General features: G+C 66.3%; 13 protein-coding genes and 3 tRNA genes. 9 read left to right on the forward strand and 7 right to left on the reverse strand.

The annotated features are described in order from the left end of the window. Positions 1-92 precede the first annotated feature (92 nt). Genes EPD81_RS04930 through EPD81_RS04940 form a run of 3 tightly spaced genes read left to right on the forward strand, consistent with a single transcriptional unit; the run spans position 93 to position 3,624 of the window. On the forward strand, positions 93-1,715 hold the full coding sequence (locus EPD81_RS04930) for a methyl-accepting chemotaxis protein (protein ID WP_221929219.1): 1,623 nt from the start codon (positions 93-95) through the stop codon (positions 1,713-1,715). Then, on the forward strand, positions 1,712-2,908 hold the full coding sequence (locus EPD81_RS04935; RefSeq protein WP_221929220.1) for a UbiH/UbiF family hydroxylase: 1,197 nt from the start codon (positions 1,712-1,714) through the stop codon (positions 2,906-2,908). Before EPD81_RS04930 ends, EPD81_RS04935 begins: the two co-directional genes overlap by 4 nt. Then, on the forward strand, positions 2,908-3,624 hold the full coding sequence (locus EPD81_RS04940) for a DsbC family protein (RefSeq protein WP_142804348.1): 717 nt from the start codon (positions 2,908-2,910) through the stop codon (positions 3,622-3,624). The genes EPD81_RS04935 and EPD81_RS04940 overlap by 1 nt, the downstream gene beginning before the upstream one ends. 13 nt (positions 3,625-3,637) lie before the next feature. Here EPD81_RS04940 and EPD81_RS04945 read toward each other — a convergent pair whose 3' ends face one another. The 4 genes from EPD81_RS04945 to EPD81_RS04960 all read right to left on the reverse strand — a co-directional run bounded on the left by EPD81_RS04945 (position 3,638) and on the right by EPD81_RS04960 (position 8,240). Then, positions 3,638-3,997 (reverse strand): hypothetical protein, encoded by a 360-nt coding sequence (locus tag EPD81_RS04945; RefSeq protein ID WP_142804349.1) that lies wholly within the window; start codon positions 3,995-3,997, stop codon positions 3,638-3,640. Between the two features lie 16 nt (positions 3,998-4,013). Beyond that, entirely contained in the window at positions 4,014-5,087 is a 1,074-nt protein-coding gene (gene ruvB / locus EPD81_RS04950) for a Holliday junction branch migration DNA helicase RuvB (RefSeq protein ID WP_142804350.1), read from the reverse strand. Positions 5,088-5,109: 22 nt separating this feature from the next. After that, on the reverse strand, positions 5,110-6,405 hold the full coding sequence (locus tag EPD81_RS04955) for a nitronate monooxygenase (protein ID WP_142804504.1): 1,296 nt from the start codon (positions 6,403-6,405) through the stop codon (positions 5,110-5,112). 131 nt (positions 6,406-6,536) lie between these two features. Further along, positions 6,537-8,240, reverse strand: coding sequence for a glutamine--tRNA ligase/YqeY domain fusion protein (locus EPD81_RS04960; RefSeq protein WP_221929222.1), 1,704 nt, complete (start codon positions 8,238-8,240; stop codon positions 6,537-6,539). 169 nt (positions 8,241-8,409) lie between these two features. Here EPD81_RS04960 and hrpA point away from each other — a divergent pair, with 169 nt between their 5' ends. From hrpA to EPD81_RS04990, 6 genes are all read left to right on the forward strand, one after another. Next, a complete protein-coding gene (gene hrpA / locus EPD81_RS04965; protein ID WP_221929223.1) occupies positions 8,410-12,564 on the forward strand; it encodes an ATP-dependent RNA helicase HrpA in 4,155 nt (1,384 codons plus the stop codon). A 68-nt stretch (positions 12,565-12,632) separates the two neighbouring features. Then, a complete protein-coding gene (locus EPD81_RS04970; RefSeq protein WP_142804352.1) occupies positions 12,633-13,304 on the forward strand; it encodes a nitroreductase in 672 nt (223 codons plus the stop codon). Between the two features lie 17 nt (positions 13,305-13,321). Next, a complete protein-coding gene (locus EPD81_RS04975) occupies positions 13,322-13,786 on the forward strand; it encodes a MaoC family dehydratase (protein ID WP_142804353.1) in 465 nt (154 codons plus the stop codon). Positions 13,787-13,824: 38 nt separating this feature from the next. Then, positions 13,825-13,900, forward strand: a tRNA-Gly gene (locus EPD81_RS04980). A gap of 43 nt (positions 13,901-13,943) precedes the next feature. Further along, a tRNA-Cys gene (locus EPD81_RS04985) sits at positions 13,944-14,017 on the forward strand. A gap of 8 nt (positions 14,018-14,025) precedes the next feature. Further along, a tRNA-Gly gene (locus EPD81_RS04990) sits at positions 14,026-14,101 on the forward strand. 52 nt (positions 14,102-14,153) lie between these two features. On the opposite strand, the gene EPD81_RS04995 is transcribed toward EPD81_RS04990, so the two are convergent. The 3 genes from EPD81_RS04995 to EPD81_RS05005 are packed head-to-tail and all read right to left on the reverse strand — an operon-like array spanning position 14,154 to position 18,960. After that, positions 14,154-15,524 (reverse strand): TolC family outer membrane protein, encoded by a 1,371-nt coding sequence (locus EPD81_RS04995; protein WP_142804354.1) that lies wholly within the window; start codon positions 15,522-15,524, stop codon positions 14,154-14,156. Between the two features lie 17 nt (positions 15,525-15,541). Beyond that, the gene (locus EPD81_RS05000; protein WP_142804355.1) at positions 15,542-15,751 is read right to left on the reverse strand and encodes a DUF2892 domain-containing protein; all 210 of its coding nucleotides are present in this window, start codon (positions 15,749-15,751) and stop codon (positions 15,542-15,544) included. Then, positions 15,748-18,960 (reverse strand): efflux RND transporter permease subunit, encoded by a 3,213-nt coding sequence (locus EPD81_RS05005; RefSeq protein WP_142804356.1) that lies wholly within the window; start codon positions 18,958-18,960, stop codon positions 15,748-15,750. The genes EPD81_RS05000 and EPD81_RS05005 overlap by 4 nt, the downstream gene beginning before the upstream one ends. Between the last annotated feature and the right edge of the window lies 1 nt (position 18,961).

Consider the following 18,961-nt stretch of genomic DNA (forward strand, 5'->3'; position numbering starts at 1 on the left):
TTACTTGACGCCCGCGGTGCCGTGGCTGCGCAGTAGGTGGCTCGAGCCGTTGCTTTTCCAAGAGACAATGGGGAACCAGCATGTCGGCAAAGATGACCGTCGCGAAGCGGCTGGGGTTGGGGTTCGGCTGTCTGCTTGCTTTGATGGTAATGATCACGGCCATTGGCATCCAGCGGGTTGCATCGATCGATGGCACGCTCACTGACGTGAACGAGGGTGCGACGCTGAAGCAGCGCTACGCCATCAACTTTCGGGGGAGTGTTCATGATCGTGCCATATCTGTTCGTGATACGGTTCTGGAGCACGATTTGACCGCGGTCCGGGCACATGTGGCCGAAATCGAACGTTTGGCGGCTTTCTATGCCGATTCGGCAGAAAAACTCGATCGGCTGATGGCGCAAGAGGCGACCGAGGAGGATCGGCGCCTCTTGTCGCGCATCAAGGAAATCGAGCGACGGGCGGTGCCGGGAACGCAGCGGGTGATCGAGCTGCGCCTGAGCGGGGATGTGGAGGCCGCGCAAGCCATGCTGTTGCGCGAGGTTTCTCCGGCCTACGTCGAGTGGTTGGCGGCGATCAACGCCTTCATCGATCACCAGGAGCGGGTCATTCGCGAGAGTCTCGACCAGGTGCGATCCTTGGCGAGCGGTTTCCGTAACCTGATGTTGCTGGTGACCGTGGTGGCGCTGGTGATCTCGGTGACGCTGGCTTCGATGACGATTCGCTCCATCCTCGCCACCTTGGGGGCGGAACCCGACGAGGTGGGCGAGGCCATTCGACGGCTGGCCGCGGGTGAGCTGGGGCAGCGCCTGAATACGCGCTATCCCGAGAGCGTGATGGGGGTGTTACAGCAGACTTTGCAACGGCTTCTGGAGACGATCAAGCAGGTGAATACGGCAGCCGTCGACATCGCGGTGCAATCTGGCAGATTGGAGGAAATCAGCGAAAGCAATCGACGTCAGGTGCAGATCCAGTCGGCCGAGACCGAGAAAATGGCGACGGCGGTCGAGCGCATGGGGGGCAACGTCGATCAGGTGGCGACTTTTGCTCGACAGGCGGCCGAAGCGGCGGTGGAGGCCGACCGCCAGGTGGAAAACGGCAACGAAGTGGTGCAGAAAACGGCCGAGGCGATGAACCATCTCGGTGAGACGCTCGAAGAAGTGGCGGCGACGGTGAGCGAAGTGTCGCAAGATAGCGCGAGCATCGAGAAAGTGACCACCGTGATCGAAGAGATTGCCCAACAGACGAATCTCCTGGCGCTCAATGCCGCCATCGAGGCGGCCCGCGCCGGGGAATACGGCCGGGGATTCGCCGTGGTGGCCGACGAGGTGCGTTCCTTGGCCGTGCGCACCCAGGATTCGACACGCGAAATCCAGGACATGATCGCCAAATTGCAGCACGGCGCGAGTCGGGCGGTGCAGGTGATGGAGACGAGCCGCGAGGTGGCGCGAACGACTTTGGAGTATAGTCGCGAAGCGCAGGAGGCATTGGCGAACATCCGCAGCGAGGCGGGAGAGGTACGTACCCTCAATGGCCGTATCACCGAAGCGATCGAGGCGCTGCGCCGGGCGGCCGAGGAGCTGGGGCGAAACATCGGGGCGATCCAATCGTCGACCAAGCAAACGGCGGTGAGCTCCGACGAGCTGGCGGGAGCGAGCCGCACGCTCGCCGGTCTGGCGGAGAATCTGAAAAAATTGGTGCAGTTTTTCCGGTGGTGACGGTGAACGTCGATATCCTGATTCATGGTGGCGGTTTGGCGGGGCTGGCGTGTGCGGCGGCGCTGCGCGACTCGTCCTGGAAAGTGGGGCTGATCGAGCCGCGGCCGCAGCACGGGCACGAGGGGCAGTGGGATGCCCGCGTCTATGCCTATACGCCGGCGGCCGTCGCGCTCCTGGAGCGGCTCGACGTGTGGCAGCGCCTGGATCCAGAGCGTTGGTGCGCGGTCGACCGTATCGAGGTTCATGGCGATCGTGGCGGGATGCTGTCTTTTTCTGCTTATGAGGCGGGCTTGAGCCGGCTGGCGGTGATTGCCGAGCAGTCGCTGGTGCGCGATGCCTTGTGGGAGGCGGTGCGGCGACAGCGCAATGTCACCCTGCTCACCGGCGAGGGCAAGGCCGGGCAGGCTCTGGTGAGTGAGACGGAAACGCTCACGGTGGTGTGCCGCGATGGTTCGCGGGTGCGCACGCGGCTGCTCATCGGCGCCGACGGGCGCCAGTCTTGGGTGCGGGAGCAGGCCGGTCTGCCGGCGCGGGTGGTGCCTTACCATCAACAAGGGATCGTGGCCAATTTCGCCGTGAGCCAGCCGCATCGGCACGTGGCGCGGCAGTGGTTCCGCGACGACGGGGTGCTCGCCTTCCTTCCTTTGCCGGGAAATCGGGTATCGATCGTGTGGTCGGCACCGCAGCCGCAGGCGGAAGAATTGCTCGCGCTCGACGAAGCGGCGTTCGCGCGCCGCGTGGAAGCGGCGAGCGGCGGCGTGCTCGGGGCGATGACGACGATCACGCCGCGTCAGGCGTTTCCGCTCTCCTTGCTGCGCTGCCCGCAGGTGGTGCGCCCGCGCGTGGCGCTCATCGGCGATGCGGCACATGGCATTCATCCTTTGTCGGGGCATGGCATCAACCTGGGGTTCAACGACGTGGCGGTGCTCGGCGAAGTGCTCCGTGCCCTGCCGCCCGAGGCCGATCCCGGCGCCTTGCCGGTGCTGTCGCGCTACGCGCGGCGGCGAGCGGAGGAGCCTTGGCTGATGCAGACGGCCACCGACGCGCTGGCGCGGCTCTTCAGTCTGCGCCGGCCGGAAGTGCGGCAGTTGCGCAACGTCGGGATGCGGCTCGTCGATCGTTTGCCGTTCGTCAAGGAGGCGATGGTGCGCTATGCCGCTTTTGGAGATTTCTTTGTGCAGGAGAGTCGGTGATGGAAGGGTGGCGTAAGGCGGTGGTGGCGTTGATGGCGGTGTTCGGTCTGGCGACGGCAGCGTTCGCTGGTGAGAAAGAGGTCAAGGCGAAGATGGAAGCGTTCCTCGGGGCACCGGCAGTGAGCTCGGTGCGCGCCGTGCCTTATGGGGGCCTCTACGAGGTGGTGCTGACGACGGGGGAAGTGGTCTATACCGACGAGAAAGTGTCCTACGTGGTCACCGGCTCGATCATCGACACGGCCAAGCGCGAAGACGTCACGGCCAAGCGCATGGAAGAGCTCGCGCGCATCGACTTTTCCACCTTGCCGCTCGATCGGGCAATCAAGATCGTGCGCGGCAAGGGGACTCGGGTGATGGCCACCTTCGAGGATCCGAACTGCACGTTTTGCAAGAAGCTCGCCAAGGAATTACAGACGATCGATGACGTGACGATCTACGTCTTCCTCTATCCCATCCTGGGTCCGGATTCGGTGGACAAAGTGAAACGGATTTGGTGCGCACCCGATCGGGCCGCAGCCTGGCTGGCGTGGATGACCGAAGACAAACCGATTCCAGGGGCTGGTTCTTGCGATACGAAGGCGATCGAGCAGAACATGGCGCTCGGCGAGCAACTGCGTATCTCGGGTACGCCAACGATTTTTCTCGCGTCGGGCGACCGGCTGGGCGGCTACATGCCAGCAGCGAAGCTCGAGGAGCGCTTGAAGCAGGTGCGTTGAGCCGGGTCGTTTTTCATCGTCCTTGTTTTCCCCTGGAGCAGGCGACAGGGGAGCCCTGGTCCGGATCGGTGACGTAAGGCGCGCGGGCGCTTACCCAGACGAGGAGGGCGAAGGCGCCGAGCGTGAGGAGCGCGTGCCGGCGCTGCCAGCGCGCATCCGGTATGGTTCCGCGGGCAGCGATGCGCACGAGGCGCCAGCCGGCCGCGGCGATGCCCAGGAGCGCGAGGCCGACGAGGCGGGCGCCGGTGGGGTCGATCCACCAGCCGCAGCCGGTGTCTCCGCGATCGGGCAGGTAAAAGGCAGGGGCGGCCCATAGCAGCCAGATGCCGGTAATGGCGCAGAAAACGATGGTGAAGGCGAGAAAGGCGCGCATGCGCCCGCTCTCCTGGTTAGTCGGTGTCGTCGAGGAGCGTGCCTTGGGCCGCGTCGGGTCGGCGGGGCGGTGCCTCGAGGCCGAGATGGGTGTAGACGGCAGGCGTGGCGATGCGTCCGCGGGGGGTGCGCTGCAGGTAACCCTGTTGGATGAGGTAGGGTTCGAGCACGTCTTCGATGGTGTCGGCCGATTCACCGATGGCGGCGGCGAGATTGTCCAGCCCCACGGGGCCGCCGGCGAACTTCTCGATGACGGCCGAGAGCAGCTTGCGGTCCATGATGTCGAGCCCCAGAGGGTCGACGTCGAGCAGGGCGAGCGCCTGGTCGGCGATCTCGGCGGTGATGGCGCCAGCGGCGCGTACTTCGGCGAAGTCGCGCACGCGGCGCAGCAAGCGGTTGGCGATGCGCGGCGTGCCGCGCGCCCGACGGGCGATTTCGAAGGCGCCGGCCTCGTCGATGCGCACTTCCAGCAGCTGCGCCGAGCGGCGCACGATGTGGGCGAGATCCTCGGGGGCATAGAATTCCAGCCGGGCGACGATGCCGAAGCGGTCGCGCAGGGGATTGGTGAGCATGCCGGCGCGGGTGGTGGCCCCTACCAGGGTGAAAGGGGCCAGATCGAGCTTGATCGAACGCGCCGCGGGACCTTCGCCGATCATGATGTCGATTTGATAATCCTCCATCGCCGGATAGAGGATTTCCTCGATCACCGGCGAGAGCCGATGGATCTCGTCGATGAAGAGCACGTCGTTGGGTTCGAGGTTGGTGAGGATGGCGGCGAGATCGCCGGGCCGTTCGAGCACCGGCCCGGACGTCTGTTTCAGCCCCACGCCCATTTCGCCGGCGATGATGTGGGCGAGCGTCGTCTTGCCCAAACCGGGGGGGCCGAAGAGGAGCACGTGATCGAGCGCCTCGCCCCGGCGGCGCGCGGCCTGGATGAAGATGTCGAGCTGCTCGCGCACCTTGGGCTGACCGATGTACTCGGCCAGCCGCTTGGGGCGCAAGGCCCGCTCGATGGCGTCCTCGGGGCGCGCAGCGGGGCCGATGAGCCGCGTTTCGGCAGCGGAGGCGAGATCGTCGGTCTCGATGGCCATGGCGGCGTTGCCCTGCGCCTCTTCAGCCGGCCGCGATGGGGGCGGGTTCCGTTTCCCGCGGCGGTAGGGCGATTTCGTGATTCTTGCTGTAGCGGTAATCGTTGAACACGTGTTCGGCGGTGAGCAGCTGGTAGCTGCCGTCGGGAAGGCGATGCGTCGTGTCTTTCAGCCGGTAGGTGTAGTGCCCGCAGGTCCAGCAGTCGAAGTTGCGCATGTGGGTGCACAGGCAGGTTTTGTCCCAGACGTGGATCGTCTTGGCGTGCGGGTTCTTTTCGACTTCGCGGTTGTAGGCGTCGATGTAGGCGCAGTGGCCGTTCGCGTCGAGCAGGTAGCCGAAGGCTTCGCAGTTGGGGCGGATGCCGGAGCCGATGGCAGGGCTGGATTTCAGCATGCGCATGGGGTAGCCGGTGGGCGAGATGGTGTTGACCTCGATGTCCTCTTCGTTGGCCTTGAAGTATTCCTGCTTGACGCGGTCGGGCAGGCCACACTCCTTGGTGACGGTGAAGCGCGTGGCGACCTGGACGGCGGCTGCGCCCATTTCCAGGAATTCTACGGCGTCGGTACCAGTGAAGATGCCGCCGGCGGGGATGACGGGAACGTCGAGTTCTTCGCGGCGCAGGTAGTCGAGCACTTCGAGCACGATGCTGCGCAGGTCGTAGCGCGCCCAGTCGAGGCCGAAGCCGAGGTGCCCACCGGCGAGCGGCCCTTCCACCACCACGAAATCGGGTAGCCGCCGGGTACGCGCGCTCTTTTTCAGGAAGAGCTGCAAGGCGCGTACCGAGGAGACGATGATGCCGAGCTTGGCGTCGCGGAAACGCGGATGTTCTTCGATGAGCGCGAACGAGCCCAGGTGTAGCCCGGCCGAGAGGGTGATGCCGTCGATGCCGGCATCGAGCGCCGCTTCCAGCCGCACCTTGAGCGTTTCCTTGGGCGCGGCCATCGTGAGCTTCTCCATGCAGTTGATGAAGACGAGCCCGGGGCCGCGCTTGCGCTCCATGGTGCGCAGTACGTGCATCTTCTGCGCTTCGGCCAAGAGCCCGAGGTCGAATTTCACGCCCGACTTGTCGAGGCTCTTGACGTTATACTTGTAGCGCTTGAGTTTTTCTTTGGTGTACGTGGTGTCGTAGCGGCGGTCGGTGACGGTGGGCACCATCGCGTCCGAGATGTGCCCGATGCCGCCGAGGCGGGCGATCTCGAGGGCGAGGTCGGCGTTGGAGATGTCGACGCCCATCCCGCCGAGCATGATGGGAACCAGCTCGGGGCCGCGGCGGCCGAAACGGAAACGGAATTCATCGACACAGCGATCGGCAGCAGACATCATCGAACGAACGACCCTCTTGACTTCGGACAAACGGCGCTATTGTACGCGTTTTGACGGCAGGCGCGGTGCTTTGCCGTCAAAAGGCGATGCAATGACGTTGGATGAGACCTCTCGTCGAGGCAGGAAGTTCAGCGCTGAATTTTTCCCCAGGTGTCTTTCAGCCCGACGGTGAGGTTGAACACCGGCGCTTCGGGGCGGTGGTCGTAGCGGTCGGCGACGAAGTAGCCGTGGCGCTCGAACTGGAAACGCGTCTCCGGGGGGACCTGCGCCGCCTGGGGTTCGACGAAGGCGCGGTAGCAACGCAGCGATTCGGGGTTGAGGTCTTCGAGGAAGGAGCGCGGCGCGCCGTCCGGGCCGGGTTCGGTGCCGGGGCGGGGGTGGCGGAAGAGCCGGTCGTAGTGCCGGATCTCGGCTTCGATCGCATGATCGCATGACAGCCAGTGGCAGTTGCCCTTGGTCTTGTAACGATCGGCGCCGGGCGTACCGCTTTTGGAATCGGGGAAATGGCGGGCGTGTACGCGCACCACCCGCCCGGATTCGTCCTTGTCGCAGCCGGTGCATTCGATGACATAGCCGTAGCGCAGCCGTACCGTGGCCCCGGGCGTGAGGCGATGGAAACCTTTGACCGGCGTTTCCATGAAGTCGCCGCGCTCGATCCACAGCCGGCGGGTGAAGGGGATGCGCCGCTTGCCCCGTTCCGGGTCGAGCGGGTGATTGGGCGCCTCGCACCATTCGACGTGCCCTTCGGGGAAATCGTCGATCACCAGCTCCAGGGGGTCGAGCACGGCGATGCGCCGCTCGGCCGCTTCGTTGAGGTGGTCGCGCATGGCCTGTTCGAGGACTTCGTAGCCGATCCAGCCGTCGGCCTTGCTCACACCGATGCGCTCGCAGAAAAGGCGAAAGCCCTCGGGCGTGTAGCCGCGCCGACGTCCGCCGGCAAGCGTCGGCAGTCGCGGGTCGTCCCAGCCGGCCACGTGTCGCTCTTCGACGAGCTGAATGAGCTTGCGCTTCGAGAGCACGACGTATTCGAGGTTGAGGCGGGCGAACTCGATCTGGCGCGGCAAGGGGCGGGAGAAAACGCCGGCTTCGGCGAGCGCTTCCAGCAGCCACTCATAGAAGGGGCGCTGATCCTCGAATTCGAGGGTGCACAGCGAATGCGTGATGCCCTCGATGGCGTCCTCGATGGGATGCGCGTAGGTATAGGTGGGGTAGAGGCACCAGGCATCGCCCGTGCGGTAGTGCGAGACGTGCCGGATGCGGTAGAGGATGGGGTCGCGCAGGTTGAGGTTGGGGCTCGCCATGTCGATCTTGGCGCGCAGCACGTGCGTCCCGTCGGGGAATTCCCCGGCGCGCATGCGGCGAAAGAGCGCGAGGTTCTCCTCCACGCTGCGGTTACGGTAGGGGCTGTCGCGCCCGGGTTCGGTGAGCGTGCCGCGCAGCGCCCGGATCTCCTCTGGCGGCAAGGAATCGACATAGGCCAGGCCCCGCTCGATGAGGACCTCGGCGCAACGGTACATGGTCTCGAAGTAATCGGAGGCGAAGTGCAGGTGCTCGCCCCAGTCGTAACCGAGCCAGCGCACCGCCTCCAGGATCGCTTCGACGTATTCCATGCTCTCGGTGCTGGGATTGGTGTCGTCGAAACGCATGTGGCAGCGCCCGCCATAGAGCCGGGCCAGGCCGAAATTGAGCACGATGGACTTGGCATGACCGAAGTGCAGGTAGCCGTTGGGCTCGGGCGGGAAACGCGTGACGACCTCGCGGTACCGGCCGGCCGCGAGGTCTTCGTCGATGGCGTTTTTGATGAAATGGGAAGGAGGAGTGAAATCGCTCACGATACCGACGTCCGGGAATGCCAAAAGCGCGATTCTAGCGCGGCCGGGCCGCCTTGGCGTGTTGGATGCATCGCGAAGGCGGGAACCTGCCTGAGTTTTCTGCGGTCTTCGTTGGGGTAATTTTGCCTTTGGCCGCATTTTTGCGGCACAATCATCGATTTTTCCGAGCTTGTCCAACACACTGCCCGTGCTCGTCGAATCTGCTGAATCTTTGCGTGAGGCAGCCCGCCTCGACCTGAGCCGCTGTCTGTCGCAGGATCGCGGACCGATCCTTGCGCTCCTCAAACGTCTGCGTCGCGCCAAGGGCGAAGCGCGCCAGCGGCTCGCGAACCAGATCGCCCAGCGCCTGGAGCGATCCCAGGCCGCCTGGGAAGCGCGCCGCGCCCGCCGTCCCGCAGCGCCTTGCGCGCCCGATCTGCCGGTGAGCGAGCGCGCCGCCGAGCTGGAGGCAGCGATCCGCGCCCATCGCGTGGTGATCGTCTGCGGCGAGACGGGTTCGGGCAAGACGACGCAGCTGCCCAAGATCTGCCTTGCCGCCGGGCGCGGCATCGCCGGGCAGATCGCGCATACCCAGCCGCGCCGGATCGCCGCGCGCGCCACGGCCGAGCGCATCGCCCAAGAGCTGGGTTCCCCTTTGGGGCGGGACGTGGGCTACAAGGTGCGTTTCCACGACCGCACCTCGCCCGAATCGTACATCACCCTGATGACGGACGGCATTTTGCTGGCCGAGACGGCGAGCGACCCGTGGCTGTCACGCTACGATACCATCATCATCGACGAGGCGCACGAGCGCAGCCTCAACATCGACTTTCTGCTCGGTTATCTGCACCGCCTGCTCGCACGCCGCGAGGATCTCAAAGTGGTGATCACCTCGGCGACGATGGACGCCGAGCGCTTTGCAGCGCATTTCGCGCCGGTGGCGGGCGACGTTCCCATCCTCGAGGTGAGCGGGCGGCTCTATCCGATCGAGATCCGTTACCGTCCGGTGGAGGCGATCGACGGGGAGGATCTCGCCGTGTTCGAAGGGGATGAGAGGGATGGAAAGCGCGCGGCGCGCGCTGCCGCCGAGGAGCGCGATCTCTTCGATGGGATCGTCGCCTGCGTCGAGGAAGCCTGGCGCGAGGGACCGGGGGACATTCTCGTCTTCTTGCCCGGAGAGCGCGAAATCCGGGAGGCCAAGGAGGCGCTGGAGCGCCGGGCGGCGGTGCGCGGCGGGTTCGAGATTCTGCCGCTCTTCGCCCGCCAGTCGGCGCAGGAGCAGGCGCGCGTCTTCCGCCGCGGGGCCCTGCCTCGGGTGGTGCTCGCCACCAACGTGGCCGAGACTTCGCTCACCGTGCCGGGCATCCGCTACGTGATCGACACGGGATTGGCGCGGGTCAAGCGCTATTCGCCGCGGCAGAAGGTCGAGCAGCTGCGGGTGGAGCGCATTTCGCAGGCGGCGGCCAACCAGCGCGCCGGACGCTGCGGCCGGGTGATGGACGGAGTCTGTTTCCGGCTCTACACGGAAGAAGACTTCGCCGCCCGTCCGGCGCACACCGATCCCGAGATTCTGCGCTCGTCGCTTGCCGGCGTGATTCTGCGCATGCAGGCGCTGAACCTGGGCGAGATCGAGGGATTCCCCTTTCTCGATCCGCCGGCGCCGCGTGCGATCGAAGATGGCGTGCGCGAACTGGTGGAACTCTCCGCGCTCGATGCCAACACCCGCACGCTCACCGAAGTAGGCCGGGCGCTGGCGGCGCTGCCGCTCGACCCCAAGATCGGGCGGCTCCTCGTGGCCGGGCGGCAGTACGGGTGCCTGGCCGAGATGCTGGTGCTCGCCGCGGCGCTGTCGGTGCAGGATCCGCGGGAGCGTCCCGCCGAGCAGCTCGCCCAGGCCGACCAGAAGCACGCCCTCTTTCGCGGGCGCGAGCGCGAGGCGCAGTCGGAATTTTATTGGTACCTCAACCTGTGGAAGACCTGGCGCGAGCTCGAGCGGCACGAGTCGACGAACAAGCAGCGTCAGTGGTGCCGGGCGCATTTCCTCTCCTGGCTGCGCATGCGTGAGTGGCGCGACGTCTGGACCCAGCTGCATGCGCTCGTCACCGAACACGGCTGGCGCGAGAACGAGCAGCCGGCCGGCTATGAGGCGGTGCATAAGGCGCTCATCGCCGGCCTCGTGCGTCACGTCGGGTTGAAACAGGAGGATGCGAGCGGGCCTCAGGCCGGGAGTTATCTCGGCGCCGGCGGCATTCGTTTCTGGATCCATCCGTCCTCGCCGCTCGCCAAGCGCGGGCCGAAGTGGGTGCTCGCCGCCGAACTGGTGGAGACGACGCGCCTCTATGCGCGCTGCGTCGCCCGCATCGAGCCGGCCTGGATCGAGGAAGTGGCGCCGTACCTCATCCGGCGCCAGCTGGAAGCGCCGCACTGGGCGAAGAGGATGGGCGAAGTGCGCGCCTGGGAGCGGGGCACCCTCTTCGGGCTGCCGATCTACGCGCAGCGCGCCGTGCCCTACCGCGACGTCGATCCCGCCCTGTGCCGCACGCTCTTCATCCGCGAGGCGCTGGTGGCGGGCGAGGTGGAACCGGCCGCGTTGTCGCGCATGAAGTTTCTGCAGCACAACCTGCGCCTCGTTGAGGAGATCGAGCGCCTGGAACAGAAGACGCGCCGGCCCGACGTGCTGGTCGACACTGCCCTGATCGAAGCCTTCTACGACCATCTGATCCCGCAGGACGTGGTCGATTTGGCGAGTTTCGAGTCCTGGCGCAAGCAGGCCGAGCGCGGTGCGCCCAAGCTGCTCTATCTCACGCGCGAGCAGCTCATGCGGCACGAGGCGGCCGGCGTCACCACCGAGCGCTTCCCTTCCGCCTTCCTTCTCTACGGTCAGCCGCTCGCGCTCGAATACAAGCACGATCCGGCGGCCAAGGACGACGGGGTGACGCTGGTGGTGCCGCTTGCCTTGCTCAACCAGGTGCCGGCGGCGCGCTGCGAGTGGTTGGTGCCGGGGCTTTTGGAGGACAAGGTACTGCGGCTGCTGAAGACGCTGCCGCAGAAACACCGCCATCGCCTGCAGCCGCTGCCGGAGCAGGCCAAGGCGTTCTGTGCCGCCGTCGAGGCGGGCGAAATCGCCGCCGATCGGCCGCTGCTCGAAGCGCTGCGCGCGTTCGTGGAAGCACGCACGCAACTGCCCACGCCCGAGGCGGCGTTCCGTCCCGAATCCTTGCCGCCGTATTGTTTCATGAACTTCCGCGTCGAGGGGCCGGACGGGCGCATCCTCGCGCAGGGGCGTTCGCTCACCGAGTTGCGTGCGCAGCTGGGCGAGACGGTGCGCTCGCGTTTTGCCGAACTGGGAGGTTTGCTCGCGGCCAAAGCGGGGGACATGGGAGCGCCTTCGTCCCCGAACGAGGGCGATACGGGCGTGGCGGCGGTAGCGCGAGCGCACGGCAAGCGCGCGGCTCCTTCATCCGCCGCGGGGATGGAGGGAAGCCGCGTCCCGACGCCAACCAAGGCAACCTCCTGGGAGTTTGGCACCCTGCCGGAACTCGTCGAAGTGGAGATCGACGGCGTCACCGCCATCGGTTTTCCCGCGCTGGAGGACGTGGGCGATGGAGTGCGGCTGCGCGCCTGCGACACGGAGGAAGAGGCCGAGGCCATACACCGGCGCGGCGTGCTGCGCCTGCTGCGTTTCGCGCTCAAGGAGGCGGTGCGGGCCATCGAGCGCCATCCCGACTGGCGGGCGCTCGCCATCGCCTGGATGCCGTATGGCAACGAGGCGGAACTACGCGAGGCGGTGATCGAGGCAAGCCTCACGCGCGTCTGCCTCGAGGGAGAGCTGCCGCGCGACGCGCAGGCTTTTGCCGCGCGCGTGACCGCGGGCAAGGAACGCCTGGTGCTGGTGGCGCAGGAGCTGATGCGCTTGCTCGCGCAGTGGCTCACCGAACGCCGTGCGCTCGAGAAACGTCTGGAGACGCTGCGCCGGGCGCATCCCGAGGTCGTCGCCGACGTCGAAGCCCAGCTCGCGGCGCTCTTCCCGCCGCGTTTCCTTGCGATGATTCCCTGGGAGCGGCTGCAACACTACGGGCGCTACCTCAAGGCGATCGGCGTGCGCCTCGACAAATTGCAGAAGGATCCCGCCCGCGACCGGCAATGGGCCCAGTCCTGGCGCCAAGTGGCCGGCCCCTGGGAGCGCGCCTGGCGGGAGGCCAAAGGCCGGCCTTCGGCCTTTCTCGAGGAGTTTCGCTGGTTGCTCGAAGAGCTGCGCGTGGGGCTCTTCGCCCAGGAACTGAAGACGCCGGTGCCGGTGAGCGTCAAGCGGCTGGAGAAGATGTGGCAGACGGGGGCGAGATAATCGTTCGATCGAATTCGATTATCGTTGTACACTTGGCTACCCCATGTTTGCCTAGCAAAGGAAACTCGATGAACGTCGAAGAAGCGATCCTCAGCCGCAAGTCGGTGCGTAAATTCCTGCCAACTCCCGTGCCGCGCGAGACCGTGGAGGAGATCCTGCGCGTCGCGCAGCGGGCCCCCAGCGGCAACAACATCCAACCGTGGAAGGTCTACGTCGTCGCGGGCGAAGCGCGCGAACGGCTCTGCCGTGACGTTTATGAAGCGGCGGAAAAGGAGCCGGAGCAGCATCAGGCAGAATACGATTACTACCCGAGCAACTGGTTCGAACCCTATGCCACGCGTCGTCGGGTGTGCGGCTATGGTCTCTATTCGGCGCTGGGAATCGACCGGCACGACAAGGCGGCGCGTGAGCGGCAGATGTTGCGTAATTACCTCTTCTTCGATGCGCCGGTCGGCATGTTCATCACCCTCGACCGGCGCCTGAGCACCGGTAGCTACATGGACACCGGCATGTTCATCCAGAACGTCATGCTCGCGGCGCGGGCTCACGGTCTGCACACCTGCGCCCAAGCGGCATTCGCCTGGTATCACGACGTGATTCGCCGCCATTTGCCCATCCCGCCGGAAGAGATCGTACTGTGTGGCATCGCCCTTGGTCACGAAGACCCCGCGGCGCCGGAGAACGCATTCATCACCGAGCGGGCCGCGCTCGAGGAGTTTACTCAATTCCACGGTTTTTGAGCTTGGAGGAGATTTTCATGGCCAAGGAATACAAATATTATTGGGAAGATTTCGTCCCTGGTAGCGTCCAGGAGGTTGGAGGGGTCGAAGTAACCAAGGAAGCGATCATCGAATTCGCCCGCCAGTACGATCCCCAACCCTTCCACGTCGATGAAGAAGCGGCTCGCCAATCGCCTTATGGCGGACTGATCGCCAGCGGGTGGCACACCTGCGCCTTGGCGATGCGCATGATCTGCGACGCGTTCATGCTGGAAGCCGCAAGCGTGGGTTCTCCGGGCATCGACAATCTGCGCTGGCTCAAACCCGTTCGTCCGGGTGACGTGCTGCGCGTTCGCCTGACCGTCCTCGAAGCCCGCCCGCTTGCCAGCAAGCCGGGAATCGGTCTCGTACGCCATCGCTGGGAAGTGTTGAACCAGAACGACGAGGTGGTGATGGAGATGGAAGGCGCCGTGATGTTCCGCCGCCGCCAAATGGCCTCTTGACTTTGCTGAGGGGTTTTTTATAATTGCGCTTCTCGCGAGCGGGAATAGCTCAGTTGGTAGAGCACGACCTTGCCAAGGTCGGGGTCGCGAGTTCGAGTCTCGTTTCCCGCTCCAAGCGGTTACTTCGGGCGCGAGTCCGTAAGGAATCGGCGTCTGCGGCGCGGTGGCAGAGTGGTTATGCAGAGGACTGCAAATCCTTGGACGTCGGTTCGATTCCGGCCCGCGCCTCCAGAATCTACGCGGGAATAGCTCAGTTGGTAGAGCACGACCTTGCCAAGGTCGGGGTCGCGAGTTCGAGTCTCGTTTCCCGCTCCAGTTTCACCGAGAAAGCCCTGGCCAAAAGCCGGGGCTTTTTCCATTCGGGTGCTCAGCGTTGCAACGCGGCGTCGACCGCTGCGAGCCGTTCTTCGTCCAGCCGCCCGGCGAGCGCCTGCAGCCGCAGCCGGTTCTGCAAAACCTCGGTGCGTGCCTGCAGCAGCGCGAGCCGCGCTGCGTCGAGATCGTTCTCGGCGTTCAAAAGATCGAGCGTGGTGCGATCGCCCACTTCGTGTCCGAGCCGGGTGGCGTCGAGGCGCGCCTCGCTTGCCGTGACCGCCTCTTCGAGCGCGGTCACGCGCGCATGGGCCGTCTGCACGGCGAGCCAGGCGGCCCGCACCTGTTGCCCCACCTGCTGGCGTATCCATTCGAGCTCGGCCCGGGCGCGGTCTTCGAGCTTGAGCGCCTCTTGCAGCTTGGCGCTGCGATAGCCCCCCGTGTAGAGGGGGACATTGACCTGCACGCCGATCACGTGCTGCGTCTGGTTTATGCTGGACGAACCGTAATCGCCGTCGCCGCTCACGTAGTCGCGCCCGGCCTGGGCGACGAGCTCGACCGTGGCATCGGCCGCCGCGCGGTATTTCTCCACTTCCTTGTGGGCGATCTCGACCTTGGCCTGCGCCAGGCGCAGCAGGGGATTGGCGGCGAGCGCCGCCTCCTGCCAGTGTGCCAGCGGTTCGAGCGGCTCGGGGGACAAGACGCTGGCCGAAGGCGGCAGGGGGTCGAGCCGATCCGGCTCCAGGCCCGTGGCGTCGGCGAGCGCCGCTTGTGCGACTTCCCGTTCGCTCTCGGCGGCCACGAGCTGCGCCTGCAGGGTGCGGGCGCGGGCGGTGGCCTCGTGCGTGTCGAGGATGGGCAGGTCACCGGCGGCGTAGCGATCCTTGGCCTCGGCGAGCGCCCGTTCCACCGCGTCCAGCTGGCGGCGCAGCAACGCTTGCCGGCGTTCGGCCACGACGAGCTGGAAGTAACTCTCGACCACCTGCAGCATCAATTCCTGGCGCTCGCCTTGCCATTGCACTTCGGCGGCGTCCGCGCCGAGCGCGAGCTGTTTGCTCTGTGCCGAGCGCTCGCCATGGATGAGTGGCTGGCGCGCCGTGACGTTCCACTGGGTGGCGGTGCCGTTGTCGATCGAGGTCTTGAAAGTGACGTGCCGCGAAGGCGTCATGCCGGGGGCCGCGAAATAGGCGCCCTTGGTGTCGGATTCGAGCGAACGCACCCCCGCGCCGCCGCCCACGCTCACCGACGGGCGCCACAGGGCGCTCGCCTGTTCGCGCTGCGTGCGGCCGGCCTCCAGCGAAGCTTGCGCCATCGCCATGCGAGGGTCGTGCTCTCGCGCCGCCTGCCAGGCTTGCATCAAGTCGAGGGCATGCGCCGCGGGCAGCGGCAGGGCGAGCAACAGGGCCGACCAGGGAGACAGGCGCATCGCGGCGTCCTCCGGTTTCAACAGCCGCCCGGCACGCCGAGCTTGCGCAGGATGATTTCCAAGGGGCACCACCGGGTGAATCCGCTCTGCAGCAGGTTCAGGCCGACGAAAGCGGTGAAGGCGAGCCACCACTGGCTCATGAACAGCGGGCTCGCGGGCGCGCCCAAGAGCAGCGAGACGAGGATGAAAGTGCCGGCGAAGATGCGGACGATGCGCCAGGACGTCATGATGGTTCTCCTTGGTTGGGACGGGAACGGCGATAAGCCATGTAGTAGAGGGTGGGGATGACGACGAGGGTGAGCAGGGTCGAGGCGAAGATGCCGAAGATGAGCGAGATCGCCAGGCCGTTGAAGATCGGATCGTCGAGGATGAAGAACGCGCCGATCATGGCCGCTAGGGCCGTGAGCAGGATCGGCTGGGCGCGCGTGATCGCCGAGCGCACGATGGCTCGCTCGAGCGGCACGCCCTCGCTCACTTGCAGCCGGATGAAGTCGACGAGCAGGATGGAGTTGCGCACGATGATGCCGGCGAGCGCGATCATGCCGATCATGCTGGTGGCGGTGAATTGCGCCCCGAGCAGGGCGTGTCCCGGCATCACGCCGACGAGGGTGAGCGGAATCGGCGCCATGATGACGAGCGGCACGAGATAGGAGCCGAAGTGCGCCACCACCAGCAGGTAGATGAGTATCAGCCCCACGGCGTAGGCGGCACCCATGTCGCGGAAGGTCTCGTAGGTGATCTGCCATTCGCCATCCCATTTGTAGGCATAGCCGCGCAGCGCATCCTCGGGCTGGCGGATGAAGTGCTCCTCGAGGTGGCCCCCGTCGGGAGCGACGATCTCGCCGATCGCCCCGCGCATGGCGAACATGCCATAGAGGGGACTATCGATGTGTCCGGCCATGTCGCCGACGACATAGACCACCGGCAGGAGGTCTTTGTGGTAGATGGGCTCTTCGCGCAGCGTGTCGCTCACCGTGACGAGCTCTCGCAGCGGCACGAGCCGCCCGTCGGGCCCGCGCACGGCGAGCCGCAGCAGCGCGTCCAGCTCGCCATGGGCTTCGGCGGGCAGCTGCAGCACGACCGGGGCCGGGTATTTGCTCGCGTCGTGCAGGTAGGTCGACGGCAGTCCGGCCAGCCCCGCCTGCAGGGTGGTGACGATCGCCTGTTGCGAGATGCCGGCCAGCGCCGCCTTGCGCCGGTCGACGAGGAGGAGTTTTCTCGGCGCCTCGGCGATCGTGCTGTCGTCGATGTCGACGATGCCCTCGGTGCGCTCGAACACGGCGCGCATGGCCTTGGCCACGGCCCTGCGCCCGGCGGCCTCCGGGCCATAGATCTCGGCGACGATGGGCGAGAGCACCGGCGGGCCCGGCGGCACTTCCACCACCTTGACGTTGGCGCCCATGCGCCGCCCGATCTCCTGCAGCGCCGGGCGCAGCCGGGTGACGATGGCGTGGCTCTGTTCGTGGCGCAGATGCTTGTCGACCAGATTCACCTGGATGTCGCCGACCTCGCCGCCGGCGCGCAGGTAGTACTGGCGCACTAGTCCGTTGAAATTGATGGGCGAGGCGGTGCCGGCATAGGCTTGGTAGTCGGTCACCTCGGGCTGGCGGGCGAGAAACGCACCTAACTCGTGCAGCACCGCCGAGGTGCGCTCGAGCGGCGTGCCGGCGGGAAGGTCCACGACCACTTGGAATTCGGATTTGTTGTCGAAGGGCAGCATCTTCATGAGGACGAGCCCCGTGGCCGGCAGCGCGAGCGATACCCCGATCGCTGCGAGCGTGAAAAGGGCGAGTAGCCCCCGGTTCCTTGCTCCGCGCCGCTCGTCGAGCAGCGGCCGGAAGATGCGCTCGAAGAGCGGGGTGATGCGCTCGCCGAGGCCGGTCTTCGCCTGGCCGTGTCCGCGCAACCACAGGCGCGACAGCCAAGGCGTGACGGTGAAGGCGATGGCGAGCGAAATGAGCATGCCCATGCTGGCGTTGATCGGAATGGGGCTCATGTAGGGGCCCATGAGGCCGGTGACGAAGGCCATGGGCAGCAGCGCCGCGATCACCGTGAGGGTGGCGAGGATGGTCGGCCCGCCCACCTCGTCCACCGCGGCCGGGATGAGGCGCGCGAGCGGCGCGTCCGGTTGCAGCAGGTGGTGGCGGTGGATGTTCTCCACCACCACGATGGCGTCGTCGACCAGGATGCCGATGGAGAAGATGAGCGCGAAGAGCGAGACGCGGTTGAGCGTGAACCCCCAGGCCCAGGAGGCGAAGAGCGTGGCCATGAGGGTGAGCACCACGGCGAGCCCCACGATGGCCGCCTCGCGTCGCCCCAGGGCGAAGAAGACGAGCGCCACCACCGAGGCCGTGGCGAAGAGCAGTTTCTTGATGAGCGTCTGTGCCTTGTCGTTGGCGGTGACGCCATAGTTGCGCGACACCGTCATCTCCACCCCGGCGGGCACGATGGTGTTGTGCAGCATTTCGGCGCGACGGATCACCGCCTCGGCCACGTCGATGGCGTTCTCGCCGGGTTTCTTCGTGACGGCGATCGTCACCGCGGGGAATTCCCCCCCGCCCGCTGCCTCGGCGCGGCCGTGCCAGACGTAGCGTTCGGGCGGCGGCGGACCGTCTTCTACTTCCGCCACCTCGCGCAGGAAGACCGGACGACCCTCATGCACGCCCACCACCAGCTCGCCCACTTCCTCGGCGCTGGCAAGGAGCGGCCCGGTTTCCACGGCGACGGTGGCATCTCCTTGCACCAGTTCCCCCGCCGGCAGGCCGGAGTTGGCCGAACGCAGGGCGGCGTGGAGATCCTGGACGGTGACGCCGCTGCCGGCCATCTTCGCCGGATCGAGGCGTACGAGCACGGCCCGTCCGGGCCCGCCGATCGTCTGCACCTCGCGCGTGCCAGGTACCCGCTTGAGCTCGATCTCCATGCTGTGAGCGACGCGTTCGAGATCGAACGCCCCTTGCTGCGGGTCGGTGGCGTAGAGCGTGAGTGTGACGATGGGTACGTCGTCGATACCCTTGGGCTTGATGATCGGTTCGAGCACGCCCAGATCGCGCGGTAGCCAATCGGTATGGGTGCGCAGCGTGTCGTGCAGCCGCACCAGGGCCACGATGCGCGGCACTCCCACCTTGAACTGCACCGTGAGGATGGCCAGACCCGGGCGCGAGACGGAGGTGACGTGTTCGATCCCCTCCATCTGGGCAAGCACCTGTTCGGCGGGCGAAGCCACCATCTGTTCGACGTCGGCCACCGCCGCCCCGGGGAAGGGAATGAGGACGTTGGCCATGGTCACGTTGATCTGCGGCTCCTCCTCGCGTGGTGTCACCAGGACGGCGAAGAGCCCCATGAGCACGGCAAGGAGCGCGAGCAGCGGCGTGATCTGCGCGCTCTGGAATTGCGCGGCGATACGACCGGAGAGGCCGAGCGGGCGCGGCGTGCTCATC

It is taken from the genome of Tepidiphilus sp. J10, assembly GCF_006980785.1.
Classification (GTDB): domain Bacteria; phylum Pseudomonadota; class Gammaproteobacteria; order Burkholderiales; family Rhodocyclaceae; genus Tepidiphilus; species Tepidiphilus olei.

What these genes read in the sequence shown, in the direction of transcription:
- EPD81_RS04930 (WP_221929219.1), top strand. Translation starts at nt 93, where the DNA reads ATGACCGTCGCGAAGCGGCTGGGGTTGGGGTTCGGCTGTCTGCTTGCT.
- EPD81_RS04940 (WP_142804348.1), top strand. Translation starts at nt 2,908, where the DNA reads ATGGAAGGGTGGCGTAAGGCGGTGGTGGCGTTGATGGCGGTGTTCGGT.
- EPD81_RS04945 (WP_142804349.1), bottom strand. Translation starts at nt 3,997, where the DNA reads ATGCGCGCCTTTCTCGCCTTCACCATCGTTTTCTGCGCCATTACCGGC.
- ruvB (WP_142804350.1), bottom strand. Translation starts at nt 5,087, where the DNA reads ATGGCCATCGAGACCGACGATCTCGCCTCCGCTGCCGAAACGCGGCTC.
- EPD81_RS04955 (WP_142804504.1), bottom strand. Translation starts at nt 6,405, where the DNA reads ATGTCTGCTGCCGATCGCTGTGTCGATGAATTCCGTTTCCGTTTCGGC.
- EPD81_RS04970 (WP_142804352.1), top strand. Translation starts at nt 12,633, where the DNA reads ATGAACGTCGAAGAAGCGATCCTCAGCCGCAAGTCGGTGCGTAAATTC.
- EPD81_RS04975 (WP_142804353.1), top strand. Translation starts at nt 13,322, where the DNA reads ATGGCCAAGGAATACAAATATTATTGGGAAGATTTCGTCCCTGGTAGC.
- EPD81_RS04995 (WP_142804354.1), bottom strand. Translation starts at nt 15,524, where the DNA reads ATGCGCCTGTCTCCCTGGTCGGCCCTGTTGCTCGCCCTGCCGCTGCCC.
- EPD81_RS05000 (WP_142804355.1), bottom strand. Translation starts at nt 15,751, where the DNA reads ATGACGTCCTGGCGCATCGTCCGCATCTTCGCCGGCACTTTCATCCTC.
- EPD81_RS05005 (WP_142804356.1), bottom strand. Translation starts at nt 18,960, where the DNA reads ATGAGCACGCCGCGCCCGCTCGGCCTCTCCGGTCGTATCGCCGCGCAA.